This is a genomic window from Neisseria sp. HMSC074B07, assembly GCF_001810355.1.
Taxonomy (GTDB): domain Bacteria; phylum Pseudomonadota; class Gammaproteobacteria; order Burkholderiales; family Neisseriaceae; genus Neisseria.
Window position 1 is genome coordinate 1 of sequence record NZ_KV800952.1, and the last position, 25,760, is coordinate 25,760.

A 25,760-nucleotide genomic window follows, 5' to 3' on the forward strand; every position below is an offset into this window, starting at 1 on the left:
CTGTTGGGGGAAAAGGAATTTTGCAAAGGTCTCAATTTTTCAGACGACCTTTTGTGCTTTGCCCTATCCGCCAAACCGCCGGTCACCCGCAGCGTGGGTTCTACCCACGGATGAACAAGGAAGATTGGATAGGGATGTTCGGGCGGAAGATCGCAGGCAAAGCCCACGCTGCGGATTGGTTTATCCTGAGCCTTGCCTATTTGAACAAAAGGTCGTCTGAAACCGAAGTTGGTTTTCAGACGACCTTTTTCTGTTTGACGGGCAATTATGCGCCGAACACTTTCAAACGGTTTTCCACAGGCTCGAAGGCTTTTTCACCGGCAGGCGCTTCGATGCCGCCGATGACCATTTGCGCGCGCAGGAGCCAGCTTTCGGGCAGGTTCCATTCTTTGGCGATGGCGGCGTCGGGCAGCGGGTTGTAGTGTTGCAGGTTCGCGCCCACGCCGGCAGCGGCAAGCGTCGTCCAGATAGCGTATTGCGTCATCGCGTTCGCATGGTCCGCCCAGACGGGGAAGTTGGCGGCATAAGAAGGGAACTGCTCTTGCAGGCCTTTGACGACGTTTTGGTCTTCGAAGAACAAAATGGTCGCCGCGCCTGCTTTGAACAGGTTTAATTTTTGCGCGGTCGGCTCGAATTGTTCGGCAGGCACGATGGCGCGCAAAGCGTCTTCAACAAATTGCCACACTTTGCCGTGTTCTTCGCCGAAGAGGACGACGACGCGGGTGGATTGCGAGTTGAAGGAAGAAGGTGTGTGCAAAACGGCGTGTTTGACGATTTCGCTGATTTCTTCGTTGCTGATGGGCAGATTTTTGTTCAGCGCGTAAATGGAACGGCGGGTTTCGGCCGCTTGTTGCAAGGTTTGATAAGTCATTTTGTTTTTCCTTTGATTGATGTTTAATCGGTTGGCGGGTTTGGAAATGGATGCGCCAAACCCGCTTCGCTTGTTTTCAGACGACCTTTGGGCCTATCAGGATTTGTTTTTGCCGAACAGGTTGTCCAATGCCAATGAGCCGCCGCCGGCTGCTGCCAGATAGAGGAACACGAAGCAGAACAATACTGCCGATTCGCCGCCGTTGGCAAGCGGGAACAGTGCCGAACCTTGGGAGGCGTGTGCCATGAAATAGGCAGCCGCCATCTGACCGGACAGGATGAAAGCAGCAGGACGGGTGAACAGTCCGAGAATCAAGAGGATGCCACCAACGATTTCCAAAATGCCTGCCACCAGCATCAAGCCTTCGGGCGAGCCGCCGCCCATGGCAGTCGGGAAGCCGAAGAATTTCGACGTGCCGTGCAGGAGGAAGAGGTAGGCGGTTACGATACGCAATACGGACAATAAAATGGGTTGGATACGGGCGCAGGTTGCAGACATGGGGTTCTCCTTATCAAAAATGCGGGGGTTAAATGAAAACTAATCTTATCTGCGCAGTATAGATAATTACCGGCAGTAGATATATACTCCTTTCATTGACGCAACGTTTCCCCAAAAGAAAACATGGATACCCTGTTCAGCCTCAAAGTTTTCCGCCAAGTTGTCCAAAGCGGCAGCTTCACCCGCGCCGCCGAGCAGCTTGATATTTCCACCGCGATGGCGAGCAAACACGTCAGCCATCTGGAAAATACGATTAAGGCCAAACTGCTGCACCGCAACAGCCGCAACCTCCACCTGACCGAAGCGGGCGAAGAATACTACCGCCAATGCAGCTACGCGCTCGATACGCTCGACACCGCCGCGCAAAAGGCGGCAGGCGGGGCGGATACGCCGCAGGGCATGTTGCGCGTGACCATGCCGCTTTGGTTTGCGGGCAATTTAATCGGCAACTGGCTGGCGGAATACCGCGAACGCTATCCCGAAGTCACGCTCGATTTGGTACTCGACAACCGCCACGTCGATTTAATCGCCGAAGGCTTCGACCTCGCCTTGCGCGTGGCAAAAACCTTGTCGCCGTCGCTTATTATCAAGCCGCTTGCGCAAATCCAATTCGTCCTGCTCGCCTCGCCCGACTATCTGGCGAAACACGGCACGCCGCAAACGCCCGAAGAAGCCATGCGCCACCCCGCCATCCTGCCGTCCTACACCGACCAGCGCAATTTGGAAATCACGCATCAAAAAACAGGCGAAAAAAGCATTCTGACGCTCAATCCGGTGATTCTCAGCGACAACACGCTGATGATCCGCGAATTGATCAGGGCGGGCGCGGGCATCGCCTATCAGCCGCTGTGGTCGGTCAGGCAGGATTTGGCGGAAGGCAGACTGGTCCGCCTGTTACCGGACTATCGGGTGCGGACCGATCAATTAAACGCAGTTTATGTGGACAGGGCGTTTTTGAGCGCGAAGGTGCGCAGTTTTATTGATTTTCTGAACGAGAAGATTTCGGCGGAAGGGCAATAAGGTCATCGTCCAAAACTAAAGAGGTCGTCTGAAAACGGAAAACGGTTTCAGACGACCTTTTGTTTGTTCGGCGGTTTATTTGACCTGCTGCATGTATTTTTTCAGACGACCCTTGCTCTGCATGGCGCGGTTTTCCAGTTCGTCCACAACGGCTTGCGCTTTGGCTTTGTTCACCGGTTTACCGACCTGAATCACGCCGCTCATGTTCATCATGCGGTGCGGCGGGCAGGTATAGACGTACACGCCTTCTTTGTCGAGTTTGAGGGTGAAGTCTTTGCCGTCTTCGGAGAGGAAGTCGGCAACGCCGTCGGGCAGGGCTTTGCTTTGCACCCAGTGGCCTTTGTTGGCGGCTTTGAAGGTTACGGTGTCGCCGACTTTGGCGTTGACGTAGCCGGGTTCGAACACCATGCTGCCGTCTTTGCCGTTGTCGAGCATTTTGACTTCGTGGTTGGCGGCGTATGCGCCGAGGGAAGCGGTCAGCATGAGGAGGAAGAGGGATTCTTTCATGGGGGGAGTCCTTTCTAAGGATATAGTGGATTAAATTTAAATCAGGACAAGGCGACGAAGCCGCACAGTACAAATAGTACAGAACCGATTCACTTTGGTGCTTCAGCACCTTAGAGGAATCGTTCTCTTTGAACTAAGGCGAGGTAACGCCGTCGGTTTAAAGTTAAGCCACTATAAAAAATATGGGACGGGCTGATGAGTCGGAGAGGTAAGCCTTGGGCTTACCGCCCTCTCCCTCTCCCGCGGGAGAGGGGATAAGTTGCAGGGAGTTCGCAGGCCGGATGCTCAAATCCGACATTTGCAGGAGCGGATTGTTAATTGTCAACCGTCGTCATTCCCGCGCAGGTGGGAATCCATTGGAATGACGACGGCGGTTAAGTTACGCACTCTGCCGCATCGGGCGGATAACGGGCAGGCCTTTGCTGTCGTATAAAAGTTCGATGTCCACTTTGTACAGCCTGCCTATCATGTCTGCCTGCAATACGTCCTGCGGCGCGCCCTGCGCCTGTACTTTGCCTTCGCCGAGCAGAATCACGCCGTCTGAAAACTGCGCGGCGAGGCTCAAATCGTGCAAGACCATCAGCGTAACCAGATTGTGTTCGTGCGTGTATTGCACCACGCGCTCCAAGAGGTTCAACTGGTGGTGCATATCCAGCGCGCTGACCGGTTCGTCCAGCATCAGGATTTCGGGGCGGCGCAGCATGACTTGGGCAAACATGACGAGCTGCCGCTGTCCGCCGGAAAGCCGCATGACGTCGCGGTGCGCCAGATGGCCGATGCCCAGCTCCGCCATGATACTTGCGGCTTCGTGCAGCAGTTCGTCGCCGACGTGCATGTGCAGCGCGTCCATGCGGCCGAGCAACACGACTTCCAGCGCGGTCAGCGAGGCTTCGGCGGCGGTGTCCTGCGGCATATAGCCTATGCGTTTGCGCCAGCTTTGCAGGTGGATTTTGCTCAACGCTTCGTCGCCGTAGCGGATGATGCCTTTGTGCGCCACTTCGCCGAAAATCGTTTTCATCAGCGAGGATTTGCCCGTGCCGTTCGGGCCGAGCACGGAATAGACTTTGCCTTGTTCCAGCGTCAAATCGATACTGTCGGCGACCACATAATCGCCGCGCCGGATATGGACGTTTTCAAGTTTCAACATTTCAGACGACCTACCGTTTCGTTAACACAATCCAGAAGAAGAACGGCACGCCGACAAACGACGTAACAATCCCCACTGGAAACAGCGCGCCTGGGATAATCACCTTGGACAACACGCTCGCCACCGATAAAAACGCCGCACCCGCCAGCATCGCGCCGGGCAGGAAGAAACGTTGGTCTTCGCCCAAAAGAATCCGCGCCACATGCGGCGCGACCAGTCCGATAAAGCCGATCACGCCGACGAAACTGATTGCCGTTGCCGTCATCACCGCCACCAGCACCAGCGTTTTCAGGCGCAAAAGTTGCAGATTGATGCCCAGCCCGACGGCGCGTTCTTCGCCCAAACGCAGCGCGGTCAGCTTCCACACGTCGCGCGAAAGCAGAATCACGCATACCGCCGTAACCGCCGCCGTAACGATGACTGTTTCCCAAGTTGCCTTGTTCAAACTGCCGAACAGCCAAAACAGAATCTGCTGCGAAATCTCAGGCGCGGCGATAAACTGAATCAGCGACAGAATCGATTGAAACAGAAACAAAAGCGCAATCCCCACCAACACCAGCATCGCCGAATTAAAGCGGCGCGCCGAGGCAAACAGAAACAAGATGCCCGAAGCCAGCATGGTCATCACAAACGCACCGATGGGGACGGCGACCGTTTCAGGCAGCCCGAAACCGCCGAACGCAATCACCGCCGACGCGCCCAAACCCGCCGCCGCCGCCAAGCCCAGCGTATAAGGGCTGGCCATCGGATTGTTCAAGAGCGTTTGAATCTCCGCCCCGCCGACACCCAAAGCCGCGCCGACCACCAGCGCCATCACCGCAATCGGCAGGCGCAAATCCATCACAATCAGGCGGTTCATCTCGTCTGTTTCGGGTTTACCCAGCAAAACATTGACCACTTCGCCGACGGGCAGCGTGTCCGTCATCGCAGGGCCGGTGGCGATGTCGAATAAGAAGCTGACCGCCGCGATGATTAAAAACATCAAAACAATCAACCAACGCTTGCCTTCTAGCCTGCGCTGGTTCCTCACAATCTCGGCGACAACCGAATCATTCATTTTTTAAACCTTTGAAATTAAGGAACAAGGCCGGACATCCATGCCCGACCATCTCTTTTGTCTGTATCCGTTTTGAAGGGTGTTTTTTTGAAAATCGGGATAACGGCGTTCCAAACGGCTTTGCCCTCTCCCTAGCCCTCTGTCGGTACGACGGGCAGTCGTAACGTGGGCTTTGCCTACGAAAACAGGAACCCCCATACCGCTTGCCATCATTTCCGTAAACATTACCCGTGGGCAAAGCCCACGCTACTTTCAGACGACCTTTCGTATAAAAAGGTCGTCTGAAACCCATAAGCCCGCCTTGCTGACTTTTCGGATACAGATACAATCAACCTCTTACGTCGATACAGCTTATTACCCGCCGTCATTCCCGCAAACGTCATCCGTGGGCAAAGCCCACGCTACTTTCAGACGACTTTCCGCATAAAAAGGTCGTCTGAAACCCATAAGCCCGCCTTACTGACCTTTCGGATACAGATAGAACGTACCGTTCGGCACGACCGGCAGGTTTTGGCGGTAGAAGTCGATATAAGTCTTTTCGGGATTGAAGTCTTTGAACAACTGCGGATAAATCGCTTTGGCCATAAACTGAATCGATGCGCTGTCGGACAGCGTGCGCGAGTTGGCGTGGTAGGCGGCATAGAGGCGGTTGTTTTTAATCGCAGGCAGGTTGGCCCAGCCGGCGCGTTTGGCAAAGCCTGCCAAGCGTTTTTCCGCTTCCGCTTTCGGAATGCTCCAGCCCATGACCATGGCGGCAGGGTTTTTCTTCAATTCGGTTTCGCGGCCGGTAATCACGATCACGTCGGGTTTGGCGGCGAGGACTTTTTCAGGATTGATCGGACCGTAGAATTCGACCGAAGAAGCGGCGATATTGTTGCCGCCGACCAGTGTTACCATCGGACCCCACATGCTTTTGCCGAAGGTAAAACTGTGTTCGGCAGGGCCTTTGTTGCCGAATTCGACATACACTTTAGGCTTGGGCAGGTTGGCTTTTTTCACGCGCGCCTGGATGGTGTCGGCGATGCGTTTGTAGTCTGCCGCCAGCTTGTCCGCTTTTTGCTGCTGGCCGGTCAGCGTGCCGATAAGTTTGGTTGATTGGATATGTTTGGCGACCGTTTGCGCGTTGTAGTCCAACACCACAATCGGAATGCCCGCTTTGTTGATGCGGGCGAGGTCTGAACCCAGAGCTTTGTACTGCCAGTCTGCCAGAATCAGCAAATCGGGTTTCAATGCCAATAATTTTTCAACGGAGAACGTGCCGACTTCCAACTCGCCCACATCGGCAAGCTGGTTCAACTTGGGCACGGCTTTGCTGAACGCCGCCCAGCTCGGCGGTGCCCAGTCGGACCAAACCGCTTTGGAGAAACCGACCACATTATTCAGCGCGTCTTTACCGCCGATGGCCATGTAGTCTTGATAATAAAAGCCCAAAACCACGCGTTTGGCGGGCAGGTCGACGGTTACTTTGCGGCCATTGACATCGGTAATTTGAACCGGTTTGGCATGGGCGGCGGCAGTGCCGAATGCCAATGCGGCGGCAAGGGCAAGGGAGGAGAAGCGCGAAAGTTTCATTAGAGTAAAATCCTTGTAATAAATAATGTTATATCTGATTTGTATATAAATAATAATCTTTCTTATTTATAATGCAAGACTAATGGATTTAAAATAAACGGAAAAGTTCCGTTATTCAGGGAAGTTTTTATTGCAAACGTGATGGTGTTTATTGTTCAAACAACGCCTGCCGTTTGCCCGATAAAAGGTCGTCTGAAATATCAAGCAAAGACATAACCCCTTGTCAATATTCTGTCATTTCATTTTTCGAAAGTCCGCCATGCTGACGATTACCACCTGCCTCGCCTATCCCGAACCGCCGTCCAACCTGCTGCCGTTGGCGGATGCGCTGACACAAAACGGCATCCCCACCGCCTTCGCACCCTGGCAACACCGCCCGAAATCCGCCTTTATCCTGCCTTTGTGCGCATGGGATTATGCGGCGGAGCCTGAAGCGTTTGGGCAGTGGCTGACCGAAGCGCAAGCGTGCGGGCAAAGGTTTATCAACCCCGTTGGGCTGATGCGTTGGAACATGGACAAACGTTATTTGTGCGATTTGGCAGAATGGGGAGCGGACGTGATTCCGAGTGTGCAGACGTCGTCTGAAAAAGAAAAATTGGAAGAAGTTTTAGAGAGTCGGGGCTGGCGGGAAGCGGTGGTCAAACCCGTAATCGGGCAGAGCGGGCGCGGCGTGGCGAAAATCAGGGCGGGAGAAGTGTCGTTGAAGGCGGAGGATTATCCGCAAGGCATCATCGTCCAGCCTTATATCCGCGAAATCGAAACGGCGGGCGAAACCTCGCTGGTGTTTTTGGACGGGCGTTTCAGCCATGCCGTACTGCGTATGCCGCCCCAAGGCGAATGGCGCGCCAATTCCGCCTACGGCGTCGCCGTCAGCCCTGCCGCACCGCCGGAAAAAGCAATCGAAACCGCACGGCAGATATTGTCCATGCTGCCTGAAATACCGGCATACGCCCGAATAGACGGGACGCTGATTGGCGACAGGTTGCTGCTCAATGAATTGGAACTCGTCGAACCCGCCCTTTACCTGCATACCGCTGAAAACGCGGTTGCCGATATGGTGCAGGCGGTAAAGCGCGTTATCGCGGGTTGATGATAAAGAACCAATGCAAAAAAGGTCGTCTGAAAACAAAGGTAGCGGGTTTAAACCGTGCTATGCTTGTTTTCAGACGACCTTTTTAGAAAACCGACTGCGTTCGGCAGTCAACCTTTGATCGGTATTACAATTTGGGCTCCCTCATCCAGACTGCGGCGAGTGCGACGATGGATACCAAACTGATGATCATGATTAAATTTAAAAACAAAATTGACATATAGCCTCCGAAATGTTTGCTGTTGTGTTTATTATTGATACTGCCGTTCGGTATCATGGCGTACCGTAAGGTAGTTGGCGGCTTTACGCGGATACCCTTTTATAGTGGATTAACTTTAAACCGGTACGGCTTCGTCGCCTTGTCCTGATTTAAAGTTAATCCACTATAGTTGAACCGCTTTGCCGGGCGGTAGAATAGCATTGTCAGAATAGTTACTTTGTGTATTTACCTAATTTATTAGTAAGAAAAAGGCAATAATTATCAACAATCAATAAAAAGCACTATCACTTCCGGATGTTTTTTATCAAACATGGCTCATTAACAGGAAAACTTTTCCAAATCTCTATTTTTATTTGATTTATGCACAATTTTCATATCCGTTTCCGCCGCACGGCGCTCATAGCTGGTGTGGTATTTTTGCCTTTGGCGGTGTTGATTGCCGTCCGTTTGCACACGCACGGCGGTTTTGAATTTGAAAAACCTTTGATGATGTGGGTCCACCATAACATCGGCGAAGGCTTTTTCCCTATTGCCACTGTTTTGCATTATTTGGGCAAAACCGCCATCGCCGTGCCTCTAATCGGCATCGCGGCATGGTGGCTGTATCGTGCCGGCAACCGTCGCGGCGCGTTGTTTTGCGTGAGCGCCGCCTTGATACCGACGCTGAATATGCTGCTGATTAAAGATTGGTTCGAGCGGCCGCGGCCGCTGTTTTGGCCGCGCATGATTGAAGAGACTAATTTTTCGTTTCCCAGCGGACACAGCACCTTTTCCGCCGCCATCGCCGTCATGATGATTATGTTGTGCAACGAGACGCCCTATCGGCGTGTCGCGTGGCTGATCGGCATTGCCTTTGCCCTGAGTACCGGCTTTTCGCGCGTTTATCTGGGCGTGCATTACCCGACCGACGTTTGGGCGGGCTGGACAAACGGCACGCTGACTGCGTTGTTGGTTTATTATTTTGTGTTCAGGGGTCGCTATCTTTCAGACGACCCGGCCGTTTCCCAAATATCCTCCGATGAATAACTTATCGCCCAATACGCCGTTTTGGCTGCGCAACGGCCACGCCGACACTATTTTCGCCAAATTCCTGCAACGCCCCTCCCCCGCTTACCGGCGCGAGTTGCTGCCCGACAGCACCGGCAAAGCACAGGTTGCCTACGATTTTGTCGACAGCCCCAATCCCGACGCGCCGCTGGTGGTTTTGTTTCACGGCTTAGAAGGCAGCAGCCGCAGCCATTACGCGGTCGAACTGATGCGCGCGGTACAAAACAAAGGCTGGAACGGCGTGGTCGCCCATTTCCGCAGTTGCGGCGGCATCTCCAATACCGCGCCCGTGTTCTACCACTTGGGCGATACGCTCGAAATCGCCTTTATGCTCGACACGCTCGCCGCTCGTTATTCCGTCATTTATGCGGCAGGTGTTTCGCTCGGCGGCAATGCCTTGGCAAAATATTTGGGCGAACAAGGCAGCAATGCGCTGCCCCGCGCCGCCGCCGCCGTTTCCGCGCCAGTCGATGCGACGCTGGCGGGTACGCGCTTCGACAAAGGCATGTCGCGCCTGTTATATACCCGTTATTTTTTGAACTCGTTGCTGCCCAAAGCCCGCAACGTCGCCGGTTTGCAGCATGCCCATTCCGACCGCGATGTTGCCGCCCTGTTGAACCAATGCAAAACGCTGGGCGACTTCGACGATACGTTTACCGCGCCGCTGCACGGCTTCGCCGACCGTTTCGACTATTACCGCCTCGCCTCGTGCAAACCTTGGCTCAAAACGGTAGCCGTTCCTTTGCTGCTGCTCAACGCCGTCAACGACCCCTTCCTGCCGCCCGAAGCCCTGCCGAACGCGGACGAAGTGTCTCCGTCCGTCACGCTTTTGCAGCCCGAACACGGCGGACACGTCGGCTTCGTCAGCCGCGACGGGGGTCGTCTGAACCTGCAATGGCTGCCGCAAACGGTATTGTCTTATTTCGCACAATTTGAATAGTGTTCCCGAACGGCTGTCGGCGTTGCGTTGGGATAAATTGGTTGAAACAAAAAAAGGTCGTCTGAAAACCTATATTTCAGGTTTTCAGACGACCTTTTTACTGCTCAAACGGCTGACCGCTCAATCAGTCATGACCGATGTCGACGGTTTTCTCTTTGTAGCGCGTATCGGGGACAAGGACGATTTTTTCATCCACTTTGCCGATGGCTTTCACGTCTTTGCCCGGGTAGTCCAACTGATGCAGGAAGTAGCGGATACAGTTGAGGCGGGCGCGTTTTTTGTCGTCGGAACGGATGATGACCCAAGGCGCGTCGCCGGTGTGGGTGTGGAAGAACATGGCGTTTTTAGCTTCGGTGTAGTCGTCCCAGCGGTCGAGCGACTGGATGTCCACGGGGGAGAGTTTCCAGTGTTTCAGGGGGTCGTCGCGGCGGGAGATGAAGCGGCGCAGTTGTTCTTCGCGGGATACGGAGAACCAGAATTTGAAGAGGTGGATGCCGCTGGCGACGAGCATACGTTCCAATTCGGGGGTTTGGCGCATGAAGAGCAGGTATTCGTTGGGTTCGCAGAAGCCCATCACGCGCTCTACGCCGGCGCGGTTGTACCATGAGCGGTCGAAGAAGACCATTTCGCCCGCGGTCGGCAGGTTTTGGATGTAGCGTTGGAAATACCATTGGCCGCGTTCGGTAGTGGTCGGTTTTTCCAGTGCGACGACGCGCGCTCCGCGCGGGTTCAAATGTTCCATAAAGCGTTTGATGGTACCGCCTTTACCTGCGGCGTCGCGGCCTTCAAACAGGCTGACGATGCGCTGGCCGGAGTCTTTGACCCAGCTTTGCACTTTCAGCAATTCGATTTGCAGCTTTTGTTTTTCTTTTTCGTATGCGGCGCGGCGCATACGTTGCTTGTAGGGGTAATTGGCGGGAAGCGGCGCGCTGCCGGAATCTTCGTCCGTACCGCGTCCTTCGTGTTCCAAAACGGCTTTTTCGAAAACTTGCAACTGGTCTTGCTTTTCGCCCAATTCAACGTTTTCAAACGGTTCTAACTGATGATCTGCCATAGGGTCTCCTTATTGATTAAGTTTGAAATGATATGGTGTGGTATGGTTTGATTCTACTCCTTTGCCCCTCAGCGGACTACATAAAATTACACTGCGCCATTTTTTTCGGCGCGGTCTGCTAATTTGTGTAAAAACGGCGTATAATCAGGCTATTTGCACCACAGCCATGCCCTATTTCGCCCTATTTGACGATGCCGTGAGCGGCCGCGCAAAACTCTATCAAAATCATGTGGAAAGCCGCCTTTTCCATCATAACGAACTGGATTCGCTGGACGATACGCTGCAAAAGGGCTGGCAAAAAGGGCTGCATGCTGTGTTGTTTGCAGACTACGAATTCGGTTTGCCGCTGATGGGGATTGAGTCCGAACGTGGCGGCAATCTTGCCCTGCACTGGTTTGCCGACTGCGCCGACATCGATGCCGAAAGCTGGCTTGCCCAACATTCAGACGACCTCCCCGCCGGCATTTCCACGCCGCAATCCCCCGTATCCAAAGCCGATTACCTCGACCGCATCCGCCAAATCCACGAAGCCATCCGGCGCGGCGATACCTATCAAATCAACTACACCACCCGCCTGCACCTGCAAGCCTACGGCAACCCCGTCAACCTCTACCGCCGCCTGCGCCAACCCGTCCCCTATGCCGTTTTGTCCCACCTGCCCGATGCGGAAGGAAAATCCGCTTGGACGCTGTGTTTCTCGCCCGAACTCTTCCTCAAAATCGGTTCGGACGGCACCATCAGCACCGAACCGATGAAAGGCACCGCGCCGATTTTGGGCGACGGGCAAGACGAACGCCGCGCTGCCGAGTTGCAAGCCGACCCGAAAAACCGCGCCGAAAACGTGATGATTGTCGATTTGCTGCGCAACGACCTCGGCAAAATCGCCCAAACCGGCAAAGTATGCGTACCCGAGCCGTTCAAAGTATCGCGTTTCGGCAGCGTCTGGCAGATGACCAGCACCATCCAAGCCCAAGCCCTGCCGCACATTACCGCCGCCGACATCCTCCGCGCCGCCTTCCCCTGCGGCAGCATCACCGGCGCACCCAAACGCATGAGCATGCAGATTATCGAATCGCTCGAAGCCGAACCGCGCGGCCTGTACACCGGCAGCATCGGCTACCTGAAACCTTGCGCGGGCGGGCTGGGGTTTGAAGGCATATTCAACGTCGTCATCCGTACCTTGTTGCTCAAACCCGCTTCAGACCCGATTTCAGACGACCTTCCATTTTCAGACGACCTGGATAGCGGATTAACAAATCAGGACAAGGCGACGAAGCCGCAGACAATACAGATAGTACGGCAAGGCGGGGCAACGCCGTACCGGTTTAAAGTTAATCCACTCTATCAAGGGGTATACGGCGTCGGTTCCGGCATCGTCATCGACAGCGACCCCGCCGCCGAATATCGCGAATGCGGCTGGAAAGCCCGTTTCCTCAACGAATTGCGCCCCGCCTTCGGCATCTTCGAAACCATGCGCGTAAAAAACAGGCAATGCCGCCTGCTCCACCTGCATTTAGGTCGTCTGAAAACCTCCGCCCAAGCCCTCAACCTACCCCTGCCCGACGATGGCGAAACCCGAATCCGGCAATACATCGCCGACTTGCCCGACGGCCTCTTCCGCCTGAAAGCCGAACTCGTTTCAGACGACCTCATCCTCAGCCATGCCGCCACCGCCGAGCTGCCCGCCCCTCAGCGTGTTATCCCCGCCCCGCACCCCCTCCCGCGCCGCGACTACCTGCGCCGCTTCAAAACCACCCGCCGCGCCCTGTACGACCAAGCGTGGCAAACCGCCGAAACACAAGGCGCGTTCGACAGCCTGTTTTTCAATTCAGACGGCCTCCTGCTCGAAGGCGGCAGAAGCAACGTATTCATCAAATACCAAGGGCAATGGCTCACCCCGTCTCTGGATTTGGACATCCTCAACGGCGTCATGCGCCAAGCCGTATTGCAGCAGCCGCAAACCTACTTGGGCGCAGACGCCGTCATCGAAACGCACATCACCCGCGACATGCTCGAGCGCGCAGAAAAAATCCGCCTCTCCAACGCCTTGAGGGGCGTGTTTGAGGCGGATTTGGTCGTTAAAGAATAAAATTATTTCCTGAAAACGGGTAAAGCCGACAGGCGGAGTATTCGTGAAACGGGTTATATCTCTGAAACTTGAGTGTTCACAAACATGCGCACGACCTTACCCTCATAACGCTGGTTCAACCACGCCTGTAAGCGTTCGCGATCTTTGGCAGGCAAAGGCTCCTTAAATTCGAGCGAAACCACGACAATATCGTCATGTTCGCCTGTCCCCTGTTTAGTGTTTTTGCCGCTTTCAGACTGCTCGGAAACAGGGGTTGCTTGCGCTTTCTCCCAAACCAAGCCGCGTCCGACAACGATTTTTTCCGCTTCCGGATATTGGGCTTTTAATTCCTTGAGTACCGCTGCATCGTCAGCACCGGCGGTATCGGCAGTTTTGGCCGCAAGCACGGTATCGATATAGGCCTGCTGCTCTTTCAGTTCATTTTGCTGCTGAACCGGATTGTTTCGGCTTGCCAGCAATTCTTCGATTTTGGCACCATCCCCTCCCGCATAAACCACGTTCACCTCCGGCTCTTTTACCCCCGACGCATTAAGGCTTTTTTCCAACAGGGCGATGATTTTCTCGGCATTACCCGTTCCGTTGACAATCAGACCGACTTTATTTTCCTTGTAGTTCAACACCTTACGAAGAACAAAAAAACTTTCCTGCTGCTGCGCGGCGGTGATCGCGGCATTGGCTTTTGTGTTGAACAGTTCCTGGCGCACCAGTCCTGATGCCATATAGCCGCTCGGAATCATCACAGCCAACATGACAACAGTAATCATAATACTTTGCAACCGGCGTTTGGATTCCGTTACCAACCCCCTGCGCGGCAGCTTGAGCAGTTTGGAAAACAACAAGGTCGAAAAAGCGATGAACACGCAGTTGATGGCAAAGAGGTAAAAAGCGCCGAAAAAATATTGCCAGTTGCCATGTGCCAGTCCGTAGCCCGCAGTACACAGGGGCGGCATCAATGCGGTCGCAATCGCCACACCCGGTATGGCATTGCCTCCTTCTTTTCGGGTCAGCGCCACAATGCCCGCACTACCGCCGAAGAAGGCAATCAACACATCCCAAAGGGTCGGCTGAGTACGAGCCAAAAGCTCGCTTTGCGCCTCTTTAAGCGGGGTTAATAGAAAATACAGTGTAGCAGTAACCAAACTGATGGCGACGAATACCATAATATTGCGCACGGCTTGGCGGATCAGCGCAGTATCGCCAACCGCCAAACCGTAACCCATACCGACGATCGGCCCCATCAACGGGGAAATCAACATCGCTCCGATCACTACCGCCGTGCTGTTTACATTTAGACCGATACTCGCCACAGCAATGGCAAACATCAATACCCACATATTCGTTCCGGACACCCGAGTATTGGCACGGATAGTGGCATCGATCTTATCGGGATGAGCTTGGTCATGCGCAAGATTGAACACATCTTGCAACTTGGTCATGGCACCCTTGTCTTCTTGTTCCTGCTTTTCTTGTATTTCCTGATTTTTACTTTCTTCCTGATCTTGCATGTGCGTATCCTAAAATTTTAATAGTTTATTTTAAATATCTAATTCATAGAGAATTTTTGAGTAATGAAATAATGCCTTGCCATTACGGCTAAATCTGACAGGCACAATTCTCGCAATATATTGCATACGTACGCAAACTTCCCCCGCCGGACGGGGAAGGGACAAGTTGCCTTGCGGCAACGAGTAGCGTGTGCTTTGACCACGAAAGCCACCGTCTGACAACCCCAATCATCCAACAACCAAATCAAACAACAGCCGAATTGGCGTTCATTTCGTGGGTAGAACCCACGCTACGGTCGCTGCCGTATCCGTTTTCAGACGACCTTATCTGCTCACTCCTCCTATTTCCACCACCCCGTACTCAGCGAAAAAAATACCGGGTCGTAATATTTCGGCAGTTGTTGCGGGATGCCGAGGTTGTTGCGGTAAACGACGCGGTAGCGGTCGGTGTACCAAGCGGGGACGATGATGTATTGGTGGCGGATGGTGCGGTCTAGTGCCCGGGAGGTGGTTTTCAGCTCTTCGCGGTTGGTAAAGCTGCCGAAATGTTTGAGCAGCTTTTCGACTTCGGGGCGGCACACGCCGGCGAGGTTTCGGCTGCCGGGGATTTTGGCGGCTTCGCAGCCGAAATAATCGTATTGTTCGTTGCCCGGGCTTTCGCTGTTGGCATAGGCGGTAATGGTCATGTCAAAGTCGAAATCGTTGAGCCGCCTTTGGTATAAGGCTGGGTCGGTAACGCGGATGTTCATGGTTACACCGATTTTGGCGAGGTCGCGCTGCCATTTGGCGGTAATGCGTTCGTAGGTTTTGGAGGCGGTCAGGAACTCGAAGGTCAGGGGTTTGCCTTGGCTGTCGGTCAGTTTGCCGTTTTTATAGCGGTAGCCTGCTTTTTCTAAGAGGGCGCGGGCTTTGAGCAGGTTGGGGCGTATGCCTGTCTTCGGGTCGGTTTGGGGCGGCTCGGGGACGGGTTGGTTCAGGACGGCGGGGTCGAGGGTGTTGCCGAGGGACTGGAGCAGTTTCAATTCCGCGCCTTGCGGTTTGCCTGTCGCCGCCATCTCGCTGTTGGTGAAGAAGCTGTTGCTGCGGCGGTATGCGCCGTAGAAAATACGCGCGTTGATGCTTTCAAAATCGAAGCTCTCGACCATCGCCTGCCGCACGAGGATGTTGTCGAACGGGGCGCGGCGCAGGTTCATGACGAAGCCCTGCATACCGGCGTCGCTTTTCTGTATCCATCCGTGTTTGCCCATGCCGCGTTTGGCGAGCATTTCGTCGGAATAGCCCCGCGCCCAGTTTCGGGCGATGTTTTCAAAAACGAAGTCGTATTGTCCGGCTTTGAGGCCTTCGAGGCGGACGCTGTTGTCTTTGAAATATTTGAAGCGGACGGTGTCGAAGTTATATCTGCCTTTGCGGGTCGGCAGGTTTTGCGCCCAGTAGTTTTTGTCGCGCGCGTATTCGCTCATACGCCCGATGTCTGCTTTGACGAAACGGTAGGGGCCGGAGCCGATGGGCATTTTGTTTGCGCCTTTTTCCAGCCCTTCAGGATAGCTTTTATGAGAAAACACAGGCAATTGCCCTAATGCCATGTGTAATTCAGCATTGCGCTGTTTGAAGCGGAAAACGACTGTCCTGTCGTCGGGCGTTTCGACTTTGGCAACGTCGCTCCAGTATATGCGGTAGAAGGGGTTGGCGGCTTTGTCTTGGGTGAGCAGGCGGAAGGAGGCGGCCACGTCTTTGGCAAGGACGGGGTCGCCGTTGTGGAATTTGGCTTTCGGGTTGAGCTTGAATGTTGCCGAGAGCCCATCTTCGGCAAGCGAGAAGTCTTCCGCCAGCAGCCCGTACATGGAGAAAGGTTCGTCCCAACTGTTGTCCGTAAGCATGTCCACGGTCAGATTGAGGACGCCGGCTTCTTTGTCGCCTTTGAGGGTAAACGGGTTGAACGTATCGAAGCCGCCCTGTATCGGTAGGGAAAACACGCCGCCTTTTGGCGCGTCGGGATTAACGTATTCGTAGGCGCGAAAGTCGGCGGGATATTTCGGCTCCTGCCCCAAACCCAAACCGTATGCGGCAAAAGCGGTGGCGGAGGAAAAGGAAAGTAGCAGCAGGACGAGCTTTTTCATAAGGTTTCAAACCGAACGGGACGATGAAGCCCGATTATAGCAAAAGGTCGTCTGAAAACCGTTTTCAGACGACCTTTTGTGTGTTTCAAAATCCTCAAGAAGACTGCTGCCGGTTTTTCGCCTGCGCGTCAAACTCTGCCAGCGTCATGTTCAAAGTCTGCAAACACGGCGTCATCACCGCATCGACGGCTTGGTTCACATGATCCCTTCCCAAAGGCGACGGGCGGTAAACGAAGAGCTTGAAGAGTTCGCTCAACTCAATCGAATCCGCCCCCGTTTTCAACACCCAGCCCTGACGGCCGTTGTAGATATAGCCGTGTCGCGCCAGCTTTTCCAAAAGCTCGCCCAATTCATCGTAGCCCATATTGATATGTCGTCTGAACTCCTGAACAGGCAAAGCTTTGCCCTCTTTTTGCGCCGCATCCAAAAGCAGCAGGATTTTCAACACATCATCAAACCGCCCGCGCGAATCGAAGCCCCTGCGGAACGCCTCGCCCTGCCAATAAGACAGCGACGAAGTCAGCACCGCTCCGCCCAACACCAGCGTCCACAGCAAATTCAGCCACAACAGGAAAAACGGCACGGCGGCAAACGCCCCGTAAATCGAGCGGTAGCCGTCGAAATTGCCCATATACCAAGCAAACAGGAAACGCGCCGTCTCCAAGCAAAACGCCGTAATCAAAGCCCCTATGAACGCATGTCGTGCAGGCACAAAGCGGTTGGGTACGAAACGATACAGGCCCCATAACAAAAGCGTTGCAAAAAACAGCGTCCCCGCCGTCCGCAACACCCCCATCCATTGAGACGAAGCCAACGCAGATTCCTGCACTGACCCGACCATAAAAGAAATCCCCACGCCCAAAGACAACGGCCCAAACGTCAGCAACGCCCAATACACCAAAAACTGCATCATCCAAGGCCGCTGCGAATTGACCCGCCAAATCCGGTTGAACGCATTATCAATCGTCCGAATCAGCATCAGCGACGTCACCACCAGCATCACACTGCCAATTGCCGTCAACTTCCCCGCCTGATTGCGGAACGCATTGATATAATCAAACACCATGTCCGCACCCTGCGGCACAATAGTCTGATTGACGAACGAAACAAAAGAATCCGACCAACGGTCGAACACAGGAAAAATCGAAGCGACCGCCACCATCACCGTCAATACCGGCACCAAAGCCAGAAGCGTCGTAAACGTCATACTCGCCGCAGCCTGCGGCACACGCTCCTCATCGAAACGCCGGACCACAAACCACGCAAAAGCAAACGCCTTACTGTCCGACAAACCTTGCCACCATTTCAAAAACGGCATAATCTTTCCCGAAAAAATAACGAATTAAAAATAAAAAAACAGCATATACATCACACAACAGAAAACGCCCGCAGCATACCCCACGTCGTCTGAAAACACAGCCTCAGCGAAATTAACACCTATTTCCCACCAACCCCATTGTAACGGAATACCCAAATGAACCCAAATCCCCTCAAAATCCTCGTCCTCTACTACTCCCAAAACGGCAGCACCCTCAACCTCGCCCGCCAAATCGCACGCGGCATCGAAAGCGTCGCAGGCTGCGAAGCCGTATTGCGCACCGTCCCCAAAGTCTCCACCGTCTGCGAAGCCGTCGAAAAAGACATCCCCGACAGCGGCGCCCCCTACGCCACCGCCGAAGACCTCAAAACCTGCGCCGCCCTCGCCCTAGGCAGCCCCACCCGCTTCGGCAACATGGCGGCCGCCATGAAATACTTCATCGACGGCACCATCCCCCTGTGGCTCGGCGCAGAACTCGCCGGCAAACCCGCCACCGTCTTCACCAGCACCTCCTCCCAACACGGCGGACAAGAAACCACCCTCCTCACCATGATGCTCCCCCTCCTACACCACGGCATGATCATCAGCGTCATCCCCTACACCGAATCCGCCCTCGGCAACACCCAAAGCGGCGGCACCCCCTACGGCGCATCCCACGTCGCCGGACACGACAGCAAACCCGTCCTGACCGCCGAAGAAAACGACATCGCCTTCGCACAAGGCAAACGGCTGGCAGAACTTGCCGTCAAGTTGGCTTAAAGCGGGCAGTTTAGAAATCCAATCTGCCAAAAGCTAAAAAGGTCGTCTGAAAACCTGATTTCCAAGTTTTCAGACGACCTTTTACCAACATCTGCCCGTCAAGCCGAAAAAGCCTTATATGCCATCGAAGCAATAATCAGCAAAACCGTTACGACCAAAACCTTACGGATGATTTCCCCGTCTGAATTAATAGCATGGAGGCTGCCGAAATGGTTGCCCAACAAATTCGCCAAAATCATCGGGATTCCGATTAGGAACGCCATTTTCCCCGCTATCAAGAAAGCGACGAATGCCCCGATATTGGAAGCAAAATTGAAAATCTTGGAAGTAGCCGAAGCCTGCAACAACGACAATTTGTTGATGACAAACAAAGCGATGATGAAAATGCTGCCCGTGCCCGGTCCGAAAAAACCGTCATAAAAACCGACAATCAGACAAGTTAAAAAGACGGCGACGGCAGATTTTTTTATCTCGCCGCGTTCATCGTCTTTTTTCAGCAAAACGCCTTTGAACAAAGTTGCCAGCAAGCCTATGGGTAAAAACGCAAGAATGATGTAATTGATGGTTTCCACAGGCAGAATCAGAATGACTTTCGCACCGACGAACGCCCCGATTAAAGCCGCAACGATGCCGACCGGCACAATGCGCCATACAATCGAACTGCTTTTCATAAAGTTTTTAATCGCAGCCACCGTACCGATGGTACTCACCAATTTTTCCTGTGCCAACGCGACCTGCGGCGGCAAGCCGACCATCAAAAACGCGGGAATCAAAATCAGCCCGGCTCCGCCCGCAATAGCATCGACATAGCCCGCAATCAAAGACGCGGCAACCAGCAGGAAAAGACCGAGATAAAAATAATCGGCAATGATACTGCCGGGAATAAATAATTGCTCCATAGATTGTTTCCTCTTGATTAAATTTAATTTTTTGTATGCAGCAGCACGCAGGACCGTTTAAAACTTCAAATAAAGTATCAGTACATTAATTACCACCATAAAAATTGTCAACACTATTTATTTTTGTAAAAATAAACCAAAAATCAGTTAACCGCTTCAATTAGTTTCTTCTGCTAAAAAGGTCGTCTGAAAACCTTAATCGATTCCAAAATAAAAACCCGCTTCAAAAAGCGGGTTTCTTGTATCCGGTCAGGGCAGACCGTCTGTCCGTATTGTCCGAAACTTCGTTACTGTTTTTCTATTTTCCGGCGGGCAATTTCCGCTTTTTTACGGCTTGCTGCCAGTTGTTCGCGCATTTCGTTCAAGATTTGCTTGGAAGATTTCGGTTTTTCCCAGTTGTCCGGTTCTGTATTTTGTCTTTGCGCCAATTGCTTTTGATGCTCTTGATAAAGCGCATTCGACTCTTCGGAGACTTTGCGGGCAATGTTCGGCAGCTCTTTTTCAACCAAAGCCTCGGCGCGTTGTTGGGCAAGATGGCGTTCTTTGCGGCTTTGGGCGCAATATTGTTTGCTGTCTTGCTCGGGGGAATAACCATAATGAGGCAGCGGTTTCCCCGCTTTTTTCATCGCCATGCTGTAATTGACGCATTGCAAGGCTTGCGGATCGGCAGCCATGTACAAAGAGTATAAATGCCCGGCATAGTCTTTGATGTCCTCATTGCCGCCGCATACATTCGCCGTAGCCTCAATCAGCGCCGTATCTTGCAGCATTTGCCGGCAATGTTCGACCTGCCCCGCATTCAAACTGACGGCCGGCTCTTGCGCAGCGGCTGAAAAAGATAAAATCAAAGCAAGTAAGCCTAAAGCAGATTGTTTCATGGTTTTTCCTTTTAAACCGGAATGATATTTTCAAATAAAGCATGAATGTCGGAACGCAGTACATTCATGCCCGAAGTTTTCAGACGACCCCGTCCATCCTTATCTGCCATCCTTCTGACGGATAAAGGCATCGGCTTTGGCGCGGCGTTCGGTTTCTTCGGCAACGGTTTTACGCAGCAATTCATCAACGGGAATACCTCGGCGCGGCGCTTCTTCTTCTGCATACTGTTTTATCTTACTGTCCATATACGCCTCTACTTGGCGGCGCAAACGGTCGCGTTCTTCACGGCTTTCCGCGCAAAGGCGCTTCAACTCCTGATCTTCAAGATAGTAAAAGCTTTGTTTTTTGAATTCCTCCTCCAGTTTCGGATATTGTCGGCACTGATCGACTTTCGGATGGTTAAACAACAAAACCATAGACAAAAGGTCGAAATATTCGGCGGTCTCTTTATTGTCCCGATAACAAAGCGAACCGTTCGCCAAAGTATTGGTATCTTTAAACAATTGCCTGCACTCGGCGGCAAGCTTTTTATTTGCCGCAGCATCGGATGACGCACCGATTTGGTTTTGCGCGGCGGCAGAAGCGGTCAAACCGGCGAACAGCAAAGAAAATATAAAGGCTTTTTTCATATGGGTACTTTCAAAAAACAGATGGGAAAATCATGAATAGTTTATATACAGGGGTCGTCTGAAAAAAGTTTTCAGACGACCTTTTGCTTGTCAATATTTAGGCATCGAGCAAGCTTCGGAAACGACGATTTTACATTCCACAGATCCCGAAGCCTGACATTTTCTTAATGCTGCTGGCTCCGCCTGTCCGATTTGAGCTCCGTTTCCGTAGAAAGTCTTCAATTTTTTGCTCGATTTTCCCTGTGCTACGGCAAGACAGCCGTTTCTGAACCAGGCCCCCACTACACACGGCGCATTGCGTCCGCCATGTTCACAGGTTTTAATGGCTTCTTTTTCCGCTGCGGCACGTGAGTCTTGATTAAGTGCCCCGCCAGCAATACCCGTCTTAGGGTTCACCGCCCATGCGCCGTATTTGGACGGGACGTTGATATTGACGACTTTGGAGCTGTTTTGAACGTTGGATGATTGGGGCGGAGCCATATTATATTGAACCAGCTCCCCGTTATTCCCCTGAAAGCGGCAAATACCGCTGACGGGGTCAAATTGACCGGGGCAGCTGTGGGCATAGACATTAAAACTCGCCAGTCCCAAAAAGATAAAAAGCAGTTTTTTCATCAGTCTTATTCCTTTGTTTGGTCGTAATCTCTTTTTGCTTTCTTAAAGCAAGAACCTGATACCGAGGTCGTCTGAAAACTTTCAGACGACCTTTTGCCTGTCAATATTGCGGCATCGAACAGCCTTCAGGAGCAAAAATGGTGCATTGCGAATAACCGGAAGCCTGACATTTCCTTAATGCTTCAGCCTCGGCAAGGCCAGGCTCTTTTACTCCCGGGAAAGCTTTCCATTTATTTCCTGATTTTCCTTGTGCGACGGCGATACAACCGTTTCTGACCCAAGCAGCCACTACACACGGTGCATTGCGACCGCCTTTTTCGCAGGTTTTGATGGCTTCTTTTTCGGCAGCAGCACGTGAATTTTGATTAAGTGCGCCGCCTGAAATACCCGTTTTAAGATTGGTGGCCCATGCGCCGTATTTGGATGGGACGTTGATGTTAACTATTTCCGTAGGCTGCTGCCGAGACTGGCGGGGAGATGCGCAATTGGAATTGTAGCCGTATGCACACAATGCCGAATTATTCTGCAATGCGCCTTTGGTTGCATCATAGGTTGGGTCAGCAGCATAAGTATTAAGACCCGCCAGCCCCAATAAGATAAAAAGCAGTTTTTTCATCAGTTTTTCCTTGGTTTCAAGATACAAAAAAAGCTGTCCGAACATCTTGCATGATGGTTTCAGACAGCTTTTTTCAGCGTTTTAGCCTACTTTATCCCCGGGCTGCGCGCCGGCATCGACATCGAGGAGCTTCAGTTTGCCCTCGGCTGTGGCGGCGGAGAGAATCATGCCTTCGGATACGCCGAATTTGGCCATTTTGCGCGGGGCGAAGTTGGCGACGGCGATGACCATGCGGCCGTTCAATTCGGCGGGGTTGGGATAAGACGCGGCGATGCCGGAGAAGATGATGCGTTTTTCAAAACCGAAATCGAGGTCGAATTTTAAAAGTTTGGTGCTGCCTTCGACGGCTTCGCAGTTCAATACTTTGGCGACGCGCATGTCGATTTTCATGAAGTCGTCGAAGCTCGCCTGTTCGGCGACTTTTTCGTATTTGCTGTCTTCAACAGGCGCGGGGGTCGTCTGAATGCTTTGTTTGTTGGCTTCGATTAAATCGTCCACTTGTTTTTGCTCCACTCGTTGCATTAAATGTTCGTATTTGTTGATGGCGTGTTCGCCCAAGGTTTCGCGCGTGTTCGCCCAGGTAATCGCGTCCAGATTGAGGAAACGCGCGGCGTTGGCGGCGGTTTGCGGCAATACGGGGGCGAGGTAGGCGGTCAGCATGGTAAAGGCGTTGATGAGTTCGCTGCATACTTCGTGCAGGCGTTCGTCTTGACCTTCTTGTTTGGCGAGTTCCCACGGTTTGTTGGCATCGACGTATTCGTTTACGGCATCCGCCAATGCCATGATGTCGCGCAGGGCGCGGGCGTATTCGCGGTTTTCGTATTGCTCGGCGATGGTGTCGCTTTCGGCGGCGAGTTTTGCCAGCAATGCGCTGCCTGAAACGTCTTTCAGACGACCTTCAAAGCGTTTGGCGATGAAACCTGACGCGCGGGCGGCGATGTTGACGTATTTGCCGACGAGGTCGCTGTTGACGCGCGAGATAAAGTCTTGCAGGTTCAAATCGATGTCTTCGATTTTGCTGTTGAGCTTGGCGGCGATGTAGTAGCGCATCCACTCAGGGTTCAGGCTTTGTTCCAGATAGGATTTGGCGGTGATGAAGGTGCCGCGCGATTTGGACATTTTTTGTCCGTCGACGGTCAGGAAGCCGTGTGCGTACACGCCGGTCGGGGCGCGGTGGCCGGAGAAATGCAGCATGGCGGGCCAGAACAGGGCGTGGAAATAGAGGATGTCTTTGCCGATGAAGTGGTACATCTCGGTTTGGCTGTCGGCTTTGAAGTATTCGTCAAAATCGATGCCGATGCGGTCGCACAGGTTTTTAAACGACGCCATGTAGCCGACGGGCGCGTCCAGCCAGACGTAGAAGTATTTGCCCGGCGCGTCGGGGATTTCAAAACCGAAATACGGGGCGTCGCGGGAGATGTCCCAGTCGGACAGGGTGGTTTCTTCTCCTTCGCCCAGCCATTCTTTCATTTTGTTGAGGGCTTCGGCTTGCAGATGGGGCTTGCCGTCGTGCGGGTTGTTGCCGGAAGTCCATGCTTTGAGGAAGTCGGCGCATTCGCCCAGTTTGAAGAAGAAGTGTTCGGATTCGCGCAATTCGGGTTTGGCACCGGAAACGGCGGAATACGGGTTAATCAGTTCGGTCGGGGAATAGGTCGTGCCGCAGACTTCGCAGTTGTCGCCGTATTGGTCTTGGGCGTGGCATTTGGGGCATTCGCCTTTGACGAAGCGGTCGGGCAGGAACATTTGTTTTTCGGGGTCGAAAAGCTGCTCGATGACGCGGCTCTCAATCTTGCCGTTGGCTTTCAGCGCGCGGTAAATGTCTTGGGAAAACTGTTTGTTTTCAGGGGAATGGGTGCTGTAATAATTATCGTAGCCGATGAAAAAGCCGGTGAAGTCGGCGAGGTGCTCTTCGCGCACTTTGGCAATCATGTCTTCGGGCGCGATGCCTTGTTTTTGTGCGGCCAGCATCACGGGCGTGCCGTGGGTGTCGTCGGCGCAGCAGTAGTGGCACTCGTGGCCGCGCAGTTTTTGAAAGCGCACCCAAACGTCGGTTTGGATGTGTTCGACCATGTGGCCGAGGTGGATGCTGCCGTTGGCATAGGGCAGCGCGGAGGTAACGAGGATTTTGCGTGTCATGGTTTATGCTTGGGAAAACAATCATTAAAGATGGGGAATTATACCGTAAATCGTGCGGGCGAGACGGGGGAAAGGTCGTCTGAAAAGGGAATTCCGTGAAGCTGGAACAGGATGGGCAAAACGGGTTATAGTGGATTAACTTTAAACCAGTACGGCGTTGCCTCGCCTTGTCCTGATTTAGTTAATCCACTATATCTATGGCAAAAGGTCGTCTGAAACACAAAAATCGGTTTTCAGACGACCTTTTCGATAATCGGGACATACAGGCCGGACGGTAAGCCGGGTTCTGTCTCGGACAGTCATTCCTCTAGGCACACCATTACTGATGCGCTCTAGCAACCTACCCGAACGCTCGGCGAGCAGCGTCAATGCGTTCTGTTTGGTCTTGCTCCGGATGGGGTTTAGCCTGCTGCGCCTTGTTACCAAGTGCACGGTGCGCTCTTACCGCACCTTTTCCCCCTTACCCGTGCCGCCCGAAGGCGGCCGTCGGCGGTATTGCTTTCTGTTCCACTTTCCGTCGCGTTTCCGCGCCCGGCCGTTAGCCGGCATCCTGCTCTGCGGAGCCCGGACTTTCCTCCCCGTATGCCTTACGCGATACGCGGCGACTGTCTGTCCGACCTGTATGAAGTGCGGATTATAACACAAGCAAATCACAACCGTTTGACCACCAAAAAAACCGCCTATCTAAAAATTTACCCATTTCGCAACATAAAAATTCAAATAAAATAAACTATTTATAAACAAAAAGTACCGTTCGTCAAATAAATGAATGACATGTTATAAAAAAGCCCATAAAATGAATATCACATAACTATTTTAAATATAAAAGTACATTACGATGAAAAACTATCCACATATCCTGTCTTACCTTGCCCTATCCTTACTTGCCGCCTGCGGAGGCGGAGGAGGAGGCGGTTCGCCGTCAACCGCCTCAAGCGATACCAACCAACCCAAAATAGAATGCAACGCCGAATGCCAAGCGGGACGTAAAGCCGCTGAAGAAGCTAAGGCTGAAACAGAGCGTAAAGCAGCCGAAGAAGCCGAGAAAGCCAAAGCGGAAGCAGAACGCAAAACGGCTGAGGAAGCTGAAAAAGCTAAAGTAGAAGCAGATCGTAAAGCCGTTGAAGAGGCTGAAAAAGCTAAAGCTGAAGCCGAACGTAAGGCTGCTGAAGAAG

General features: G+C 53.0%; 22 protein-coding genes, 1 other RNA gene and 1 pseudogene. 7 read left to right on the plus strand and 17 right to left on the minus strand.

Annotated features, from left to right (window positions below):
- Window positions 1–265 precede the first annotated feature (265 nt).
- Complete coding sequence (locus HMPREF2726_RS08500) at window positions 266–871, minus strand: nitroreductase family protein (RefSeq protein WP_070602986.1); 606 nt, start codon at window positions 869–871, stop codon at window positions 266–268.
- Between the two features lie 96 nt (window positions 872–967).
- Complete coding sequence (locus HMPREF2726_RS08505) at window positions 968–1,369, minus strand: DoxX family protein (RefSeq protein WP_070602988.1); 402 nt, start codon at window positions 1,367–1,369, stop codon at window positions 968–970.
- Window positions 1,370–1,492: 123 nt separating this feature from the next.
- Between HMPREF2726_RS08505 and HMPREF2726_RS08510 the strand changes: the two genes are divergently transcribed.
- A complete protein-coding gene (locus tag HMPREF2726_RS08510; protein ID WP_070602990.1) occupies window positions 1,493–2,389 on the plus strand; it encodes a LysR family transcriptional regulator in 897 nt (298 codons plus the stop codon).
- 75 nt (window positions 2,390–2,464) lie between these two features.
- Here the strand turns inward: HMPREF2726_RS08510 and HMPREF2726_RS08515 are convergent, their stop codons facing one another.
- From HMPREF2726_RS08515 to HMPREF2726_RS08530, 4 genes are all read right to left on the minus strand, one after another.
- Window positions 2,465–2,896 carry a plastocyanin/azurin family copper-binding protein gene (locus HMPREF2726_RS08515; protein ID WP_070602992.1) on the minus strand — a complete coding sequence of 144 codons (432 nt, stop codon included), beginning with the start codon at window positions 2,894–2,896 and terminating at the stop codon, window positions 2,465–2,467.
- A gap of 379 nt (window positions 2,897–3,275) precedes the next feature.
- Window positions 3,276–4,043, minus strand: a complete 768-nt coding sequence (locus HMPREF2726_RS08520) for an ABC transporter ATP-binding protein (RefSeq protein WP_070602994.1) — start codon at window positions 4,041–4,043, stop codon at window positions 3,276–3,278.
- A 10-nt stretch (window positions 4,044–4,053) separates the two neighbouring features.
- Window positions 4,054–5,100, minus strand: coding sequence for a FecCD family ABC transporter permease (locus HMPREF2726_RS08525; RefSeq protein ID WP_070513467.1), 1,047 nt, complete (start codon window positions 5,098–5,100; stop codon window positions 4,054–4,056).
- Window positions 5,101–5,556: 456 nt separating this feature from the next.
- On the minus strand, window positions 5,557–6,672 hold the full coding sequence (locus HMPREF2726_RS08530; RefSeq protein WP_070602996.1) for an ABC transporter substrate-binding protein: 1,116 nt from the start codon (window positions 6,670–6,672) through the stop codon (window positions 5,557–5,559).
- A gap of 259 nt (window positions 6,673–6,931) precedes the next feature.
- On the opposite strand from HMPREF2726_RS08530, the gene HMPREF2726_RS08535 reads away from it, so the two are divergent.
- From HMPREF2726_RS08535 to HMPREF2726_RS08550, 3 genes are all read left to right on the plus strand, one after another.
- Window positions 6,932–7,762, plus strand: a complete 831-nt coding sequence (locus tag HMPREF2726_RS08535; protein ID WP_070602997.1) for an ATP-grasp domain-containing protein — start codon at window positions 6,932–6,934, stop codon at window positions 7,760–7,762.
- Window positions 7,763–8,342: 580 nt separating this feature from the next.
- Window positions 8,343–9,008 (plus strand): phosphatase PAP2 family protein, encoded by a 666-nt coding sequence (locus HMPREF2726_RS08545; RefSeq protein WP_070603001.1) that lies wholly within the window; start codon window positions 8,343–8,345, stop codon window positions 9,006–9,008.
- Window positions 9,001–9,969 carry a YheT family hydrolase gene (locus tag HMPREF2726_RS08550; protein WP_070603003.1) on the plus strand — a complete coding sequence of 323 codons (969 nt, stop codon included), beginning with the start codon at window positions 9,001–9,003 and terminating at the stop codon, window positions 9,967–9,969. Before HMPREF2726_RS08545 ends, HMPREF2726_RS08550 begins: the two co-directional genes overlap by 8 nt.
- Before the next feature lie 124 nt (window positions 9,970–10,093).
- Here the strand turns inward: HMPREF2726_RS08550 and ppk2 are convergent, their stop codons facing one another.
- Window positions 10,094–11,023 carry a polyphosphate kinase 2 gene (gene ppk2, locus HMPREF2726_RS08555; protein ID WP_003766403.1) on the minus strand — a complete coding sequence of 310 codons (930 nt, stop codon included), beginning with the start codon at window positions 11,021–11,023 and terminating at the stop codon, window positions 10,094–10,096.
- Between the two features lie 166 nt (window positions 11,024–11,189).
- Here ppk2 and HMPREF2726_RS08560 point away from each other — a divergent pair, with 166 nt between their 5' ends.
- Complete coding sequence (locus HMPREF2726_RS08560; protein WP_070603005.1) at window positions 11,190–13,112, plus strand: bifunctional chorismate-binding protein/class IV aminotransferase; 1,923 nt, start codon at window positions 11,190–11,192, stop codon at window positions 13,110–13,112.
- A gap of 53 nt (window positions 13,113–13,165) precedes the next feature.
- On the opposite strand, the gene HMPREF2726_RS08565 is transcribed toward HMPREF2726_RS08560, so the two are convergent.
- The 3 genes from HMPREF2726_RS08565 to HMPREF2726_RS08575 all read right to left on the minus strand — a co-directional run bounded on the left by HMPREF2726_RS08565 (window position 13,166) and on the right by HMPREF2726_RS08575 (window position 18,052).
- Window positions 13,166–14,617 (minus strand): TIGR00341 family protein, encoded by a 1,452-nt coding sequence (locus HMPREF2726_RS08565; RefSeq protein WP_070603007.1) that lies wholly within the window; start codon window positions 14,615–14,617, stop codon window positions 13,166–13,168.
- Between the two features lie 341 nt (window positions 14,618–14,958).
- The gene (locus tag HMPREF2726_RS08570; RefSeq protein ID WP_070603009.1) at window positions 14,959–16,734 is read right to left on the minus strand and encodes an extracellular solute-binding protein; all 1,776 of its coding nucleotides are present in this window, start codon (window positions 16,732–16,734) and stop codon (window positions 14,959–14,961) included.
- Between the two features lie 94 nt (window positions 16,735–16,828).
- Window positions 16,829–18,052, minus strand: a complete 1,224-nt coding sequence (locus HMPREF2726_RS08575) for a YihY family inner membrane protein (protein WP_070603010.1) — start codon at window positions 18,050–18,052, stop codon at window positions 16,829–16,831.
- A 156-nt stretch (window positions 18,053–18,208) separates the two neighbouring features.
- Between HMPREF2726_RS08575 and wrbA the strand changes: the two genes are divergently transcribed.
- Window positions 18,209–18,811: an NAD(P)H:quinone oxidoreductase gene (gene wrbA / locus HMPREF2726_RS08580; protein ID WP_070603012.1), complete on the plus strand. Its 603-nt coding sequence runs from the start codon at window positions 18,209–18,211 to the stop codon at window positions 18,809–18,811.
- Window positions 18,812–18,909: 98 nt separating this feature from the next.
- On the opposite strand, the gene HMPREF2726_RS08585 is transcribed toward wrbA, so the two are convergent.
- From HMPREF2726_RS08585 to rnpB, 7 genes are all read right to left on the minus strand, one after another.
- Window positions 18,910–19,710, minus strand: a complete 801-nt coding sequence (locus tag HMPREF2726_RS08585) for a sulfite exporter TauE/SafE family protein (RefSeq protein WP_003755764.1) — start codon at window positions 19,708–19,710, stop codon at window positions 18,910–18,912.
- Window positions 19,711–19,997: 287 nt separating this feature from the next.
- Entirely contained in the window at window positions 19,998–20,588 is a 591-nt protein-coding gene (locus HMPREF2726_RS08590; RefSeq protein ID WP_070603014.1) for a hypothetical protein, read from the minus strand.
- A 99-nt stretch (window positions 20,589–20,687) separates the two neighbouring features.
- Window positions 20,688–21,218 carry a hypothetical protein gene (locus tag HMPREF2726_RS08595; RefSeq protein ID WP_070603016.1) on the minus strand — a complete coding sequence of 177 codons (531 nt, stop codon included), beginning with the start codon at window positions 21,216–21,218 and terminating at the stop codon, window positions 20,688–20,690.
- Between the two features lie 90 nt (window positions 21,219–21,308).
- Window positions 21,309–21,833, minus strand: a complete 525-nt coding sequence (locus HMPREF2726_RS08600; protein ID WP_070603018.1) for a DUF4189 domain-containing protein — start codon at window positions 21,831–21,833, stop codon at window positions 21,309–21,311.
- Window positions 21,834–21,933: 100 nt separating this feature from the next.
- Window positions 21,934–22,449 (minus strand): DUF4189 domain-containing protein, encoded by a 516-nt coding sequence (locus HMPREF2726_RS08605; RefSeq protein ID WP_070603022.1) that lies wholly within the window; start codon window positions 22,447–22,449, stop codon window positions 21,934–21,936.
- 81 nt (window positions 22,450–22,530) lie between these two features.
- Window positions 22,531–24,585, minus strand: a complete 2,055-nt coding sequence (gene metG / locus HMPREF2726_RS08610) for a methionine--tRNA ligase (protein WP_070603021.1) — start codon at window positions 24,583–24,585, stop codon at window positions 22,531–22,533.
- Window positions 24,586–24,844: 259 nt separating this feature from the next.
- An RNA gene (gene rnpB, locus HMPREF2726_RS08615) (RNase P RNA component class A) lies at window positions 24,845–25,206 on the minus strand.
- A 217-nt stretch (window positions 25,207–25,423) separates the two neighbouring features.
- Here rnpB and HMPREF2726_RS08620 point away from each other — a divergent pair.
- Window positions 25,424–25,760 (plus strand): annotated as a pseudogene (locus HMPREF2726_RS08620) (hypothetical protein); the annotation flags it as partial.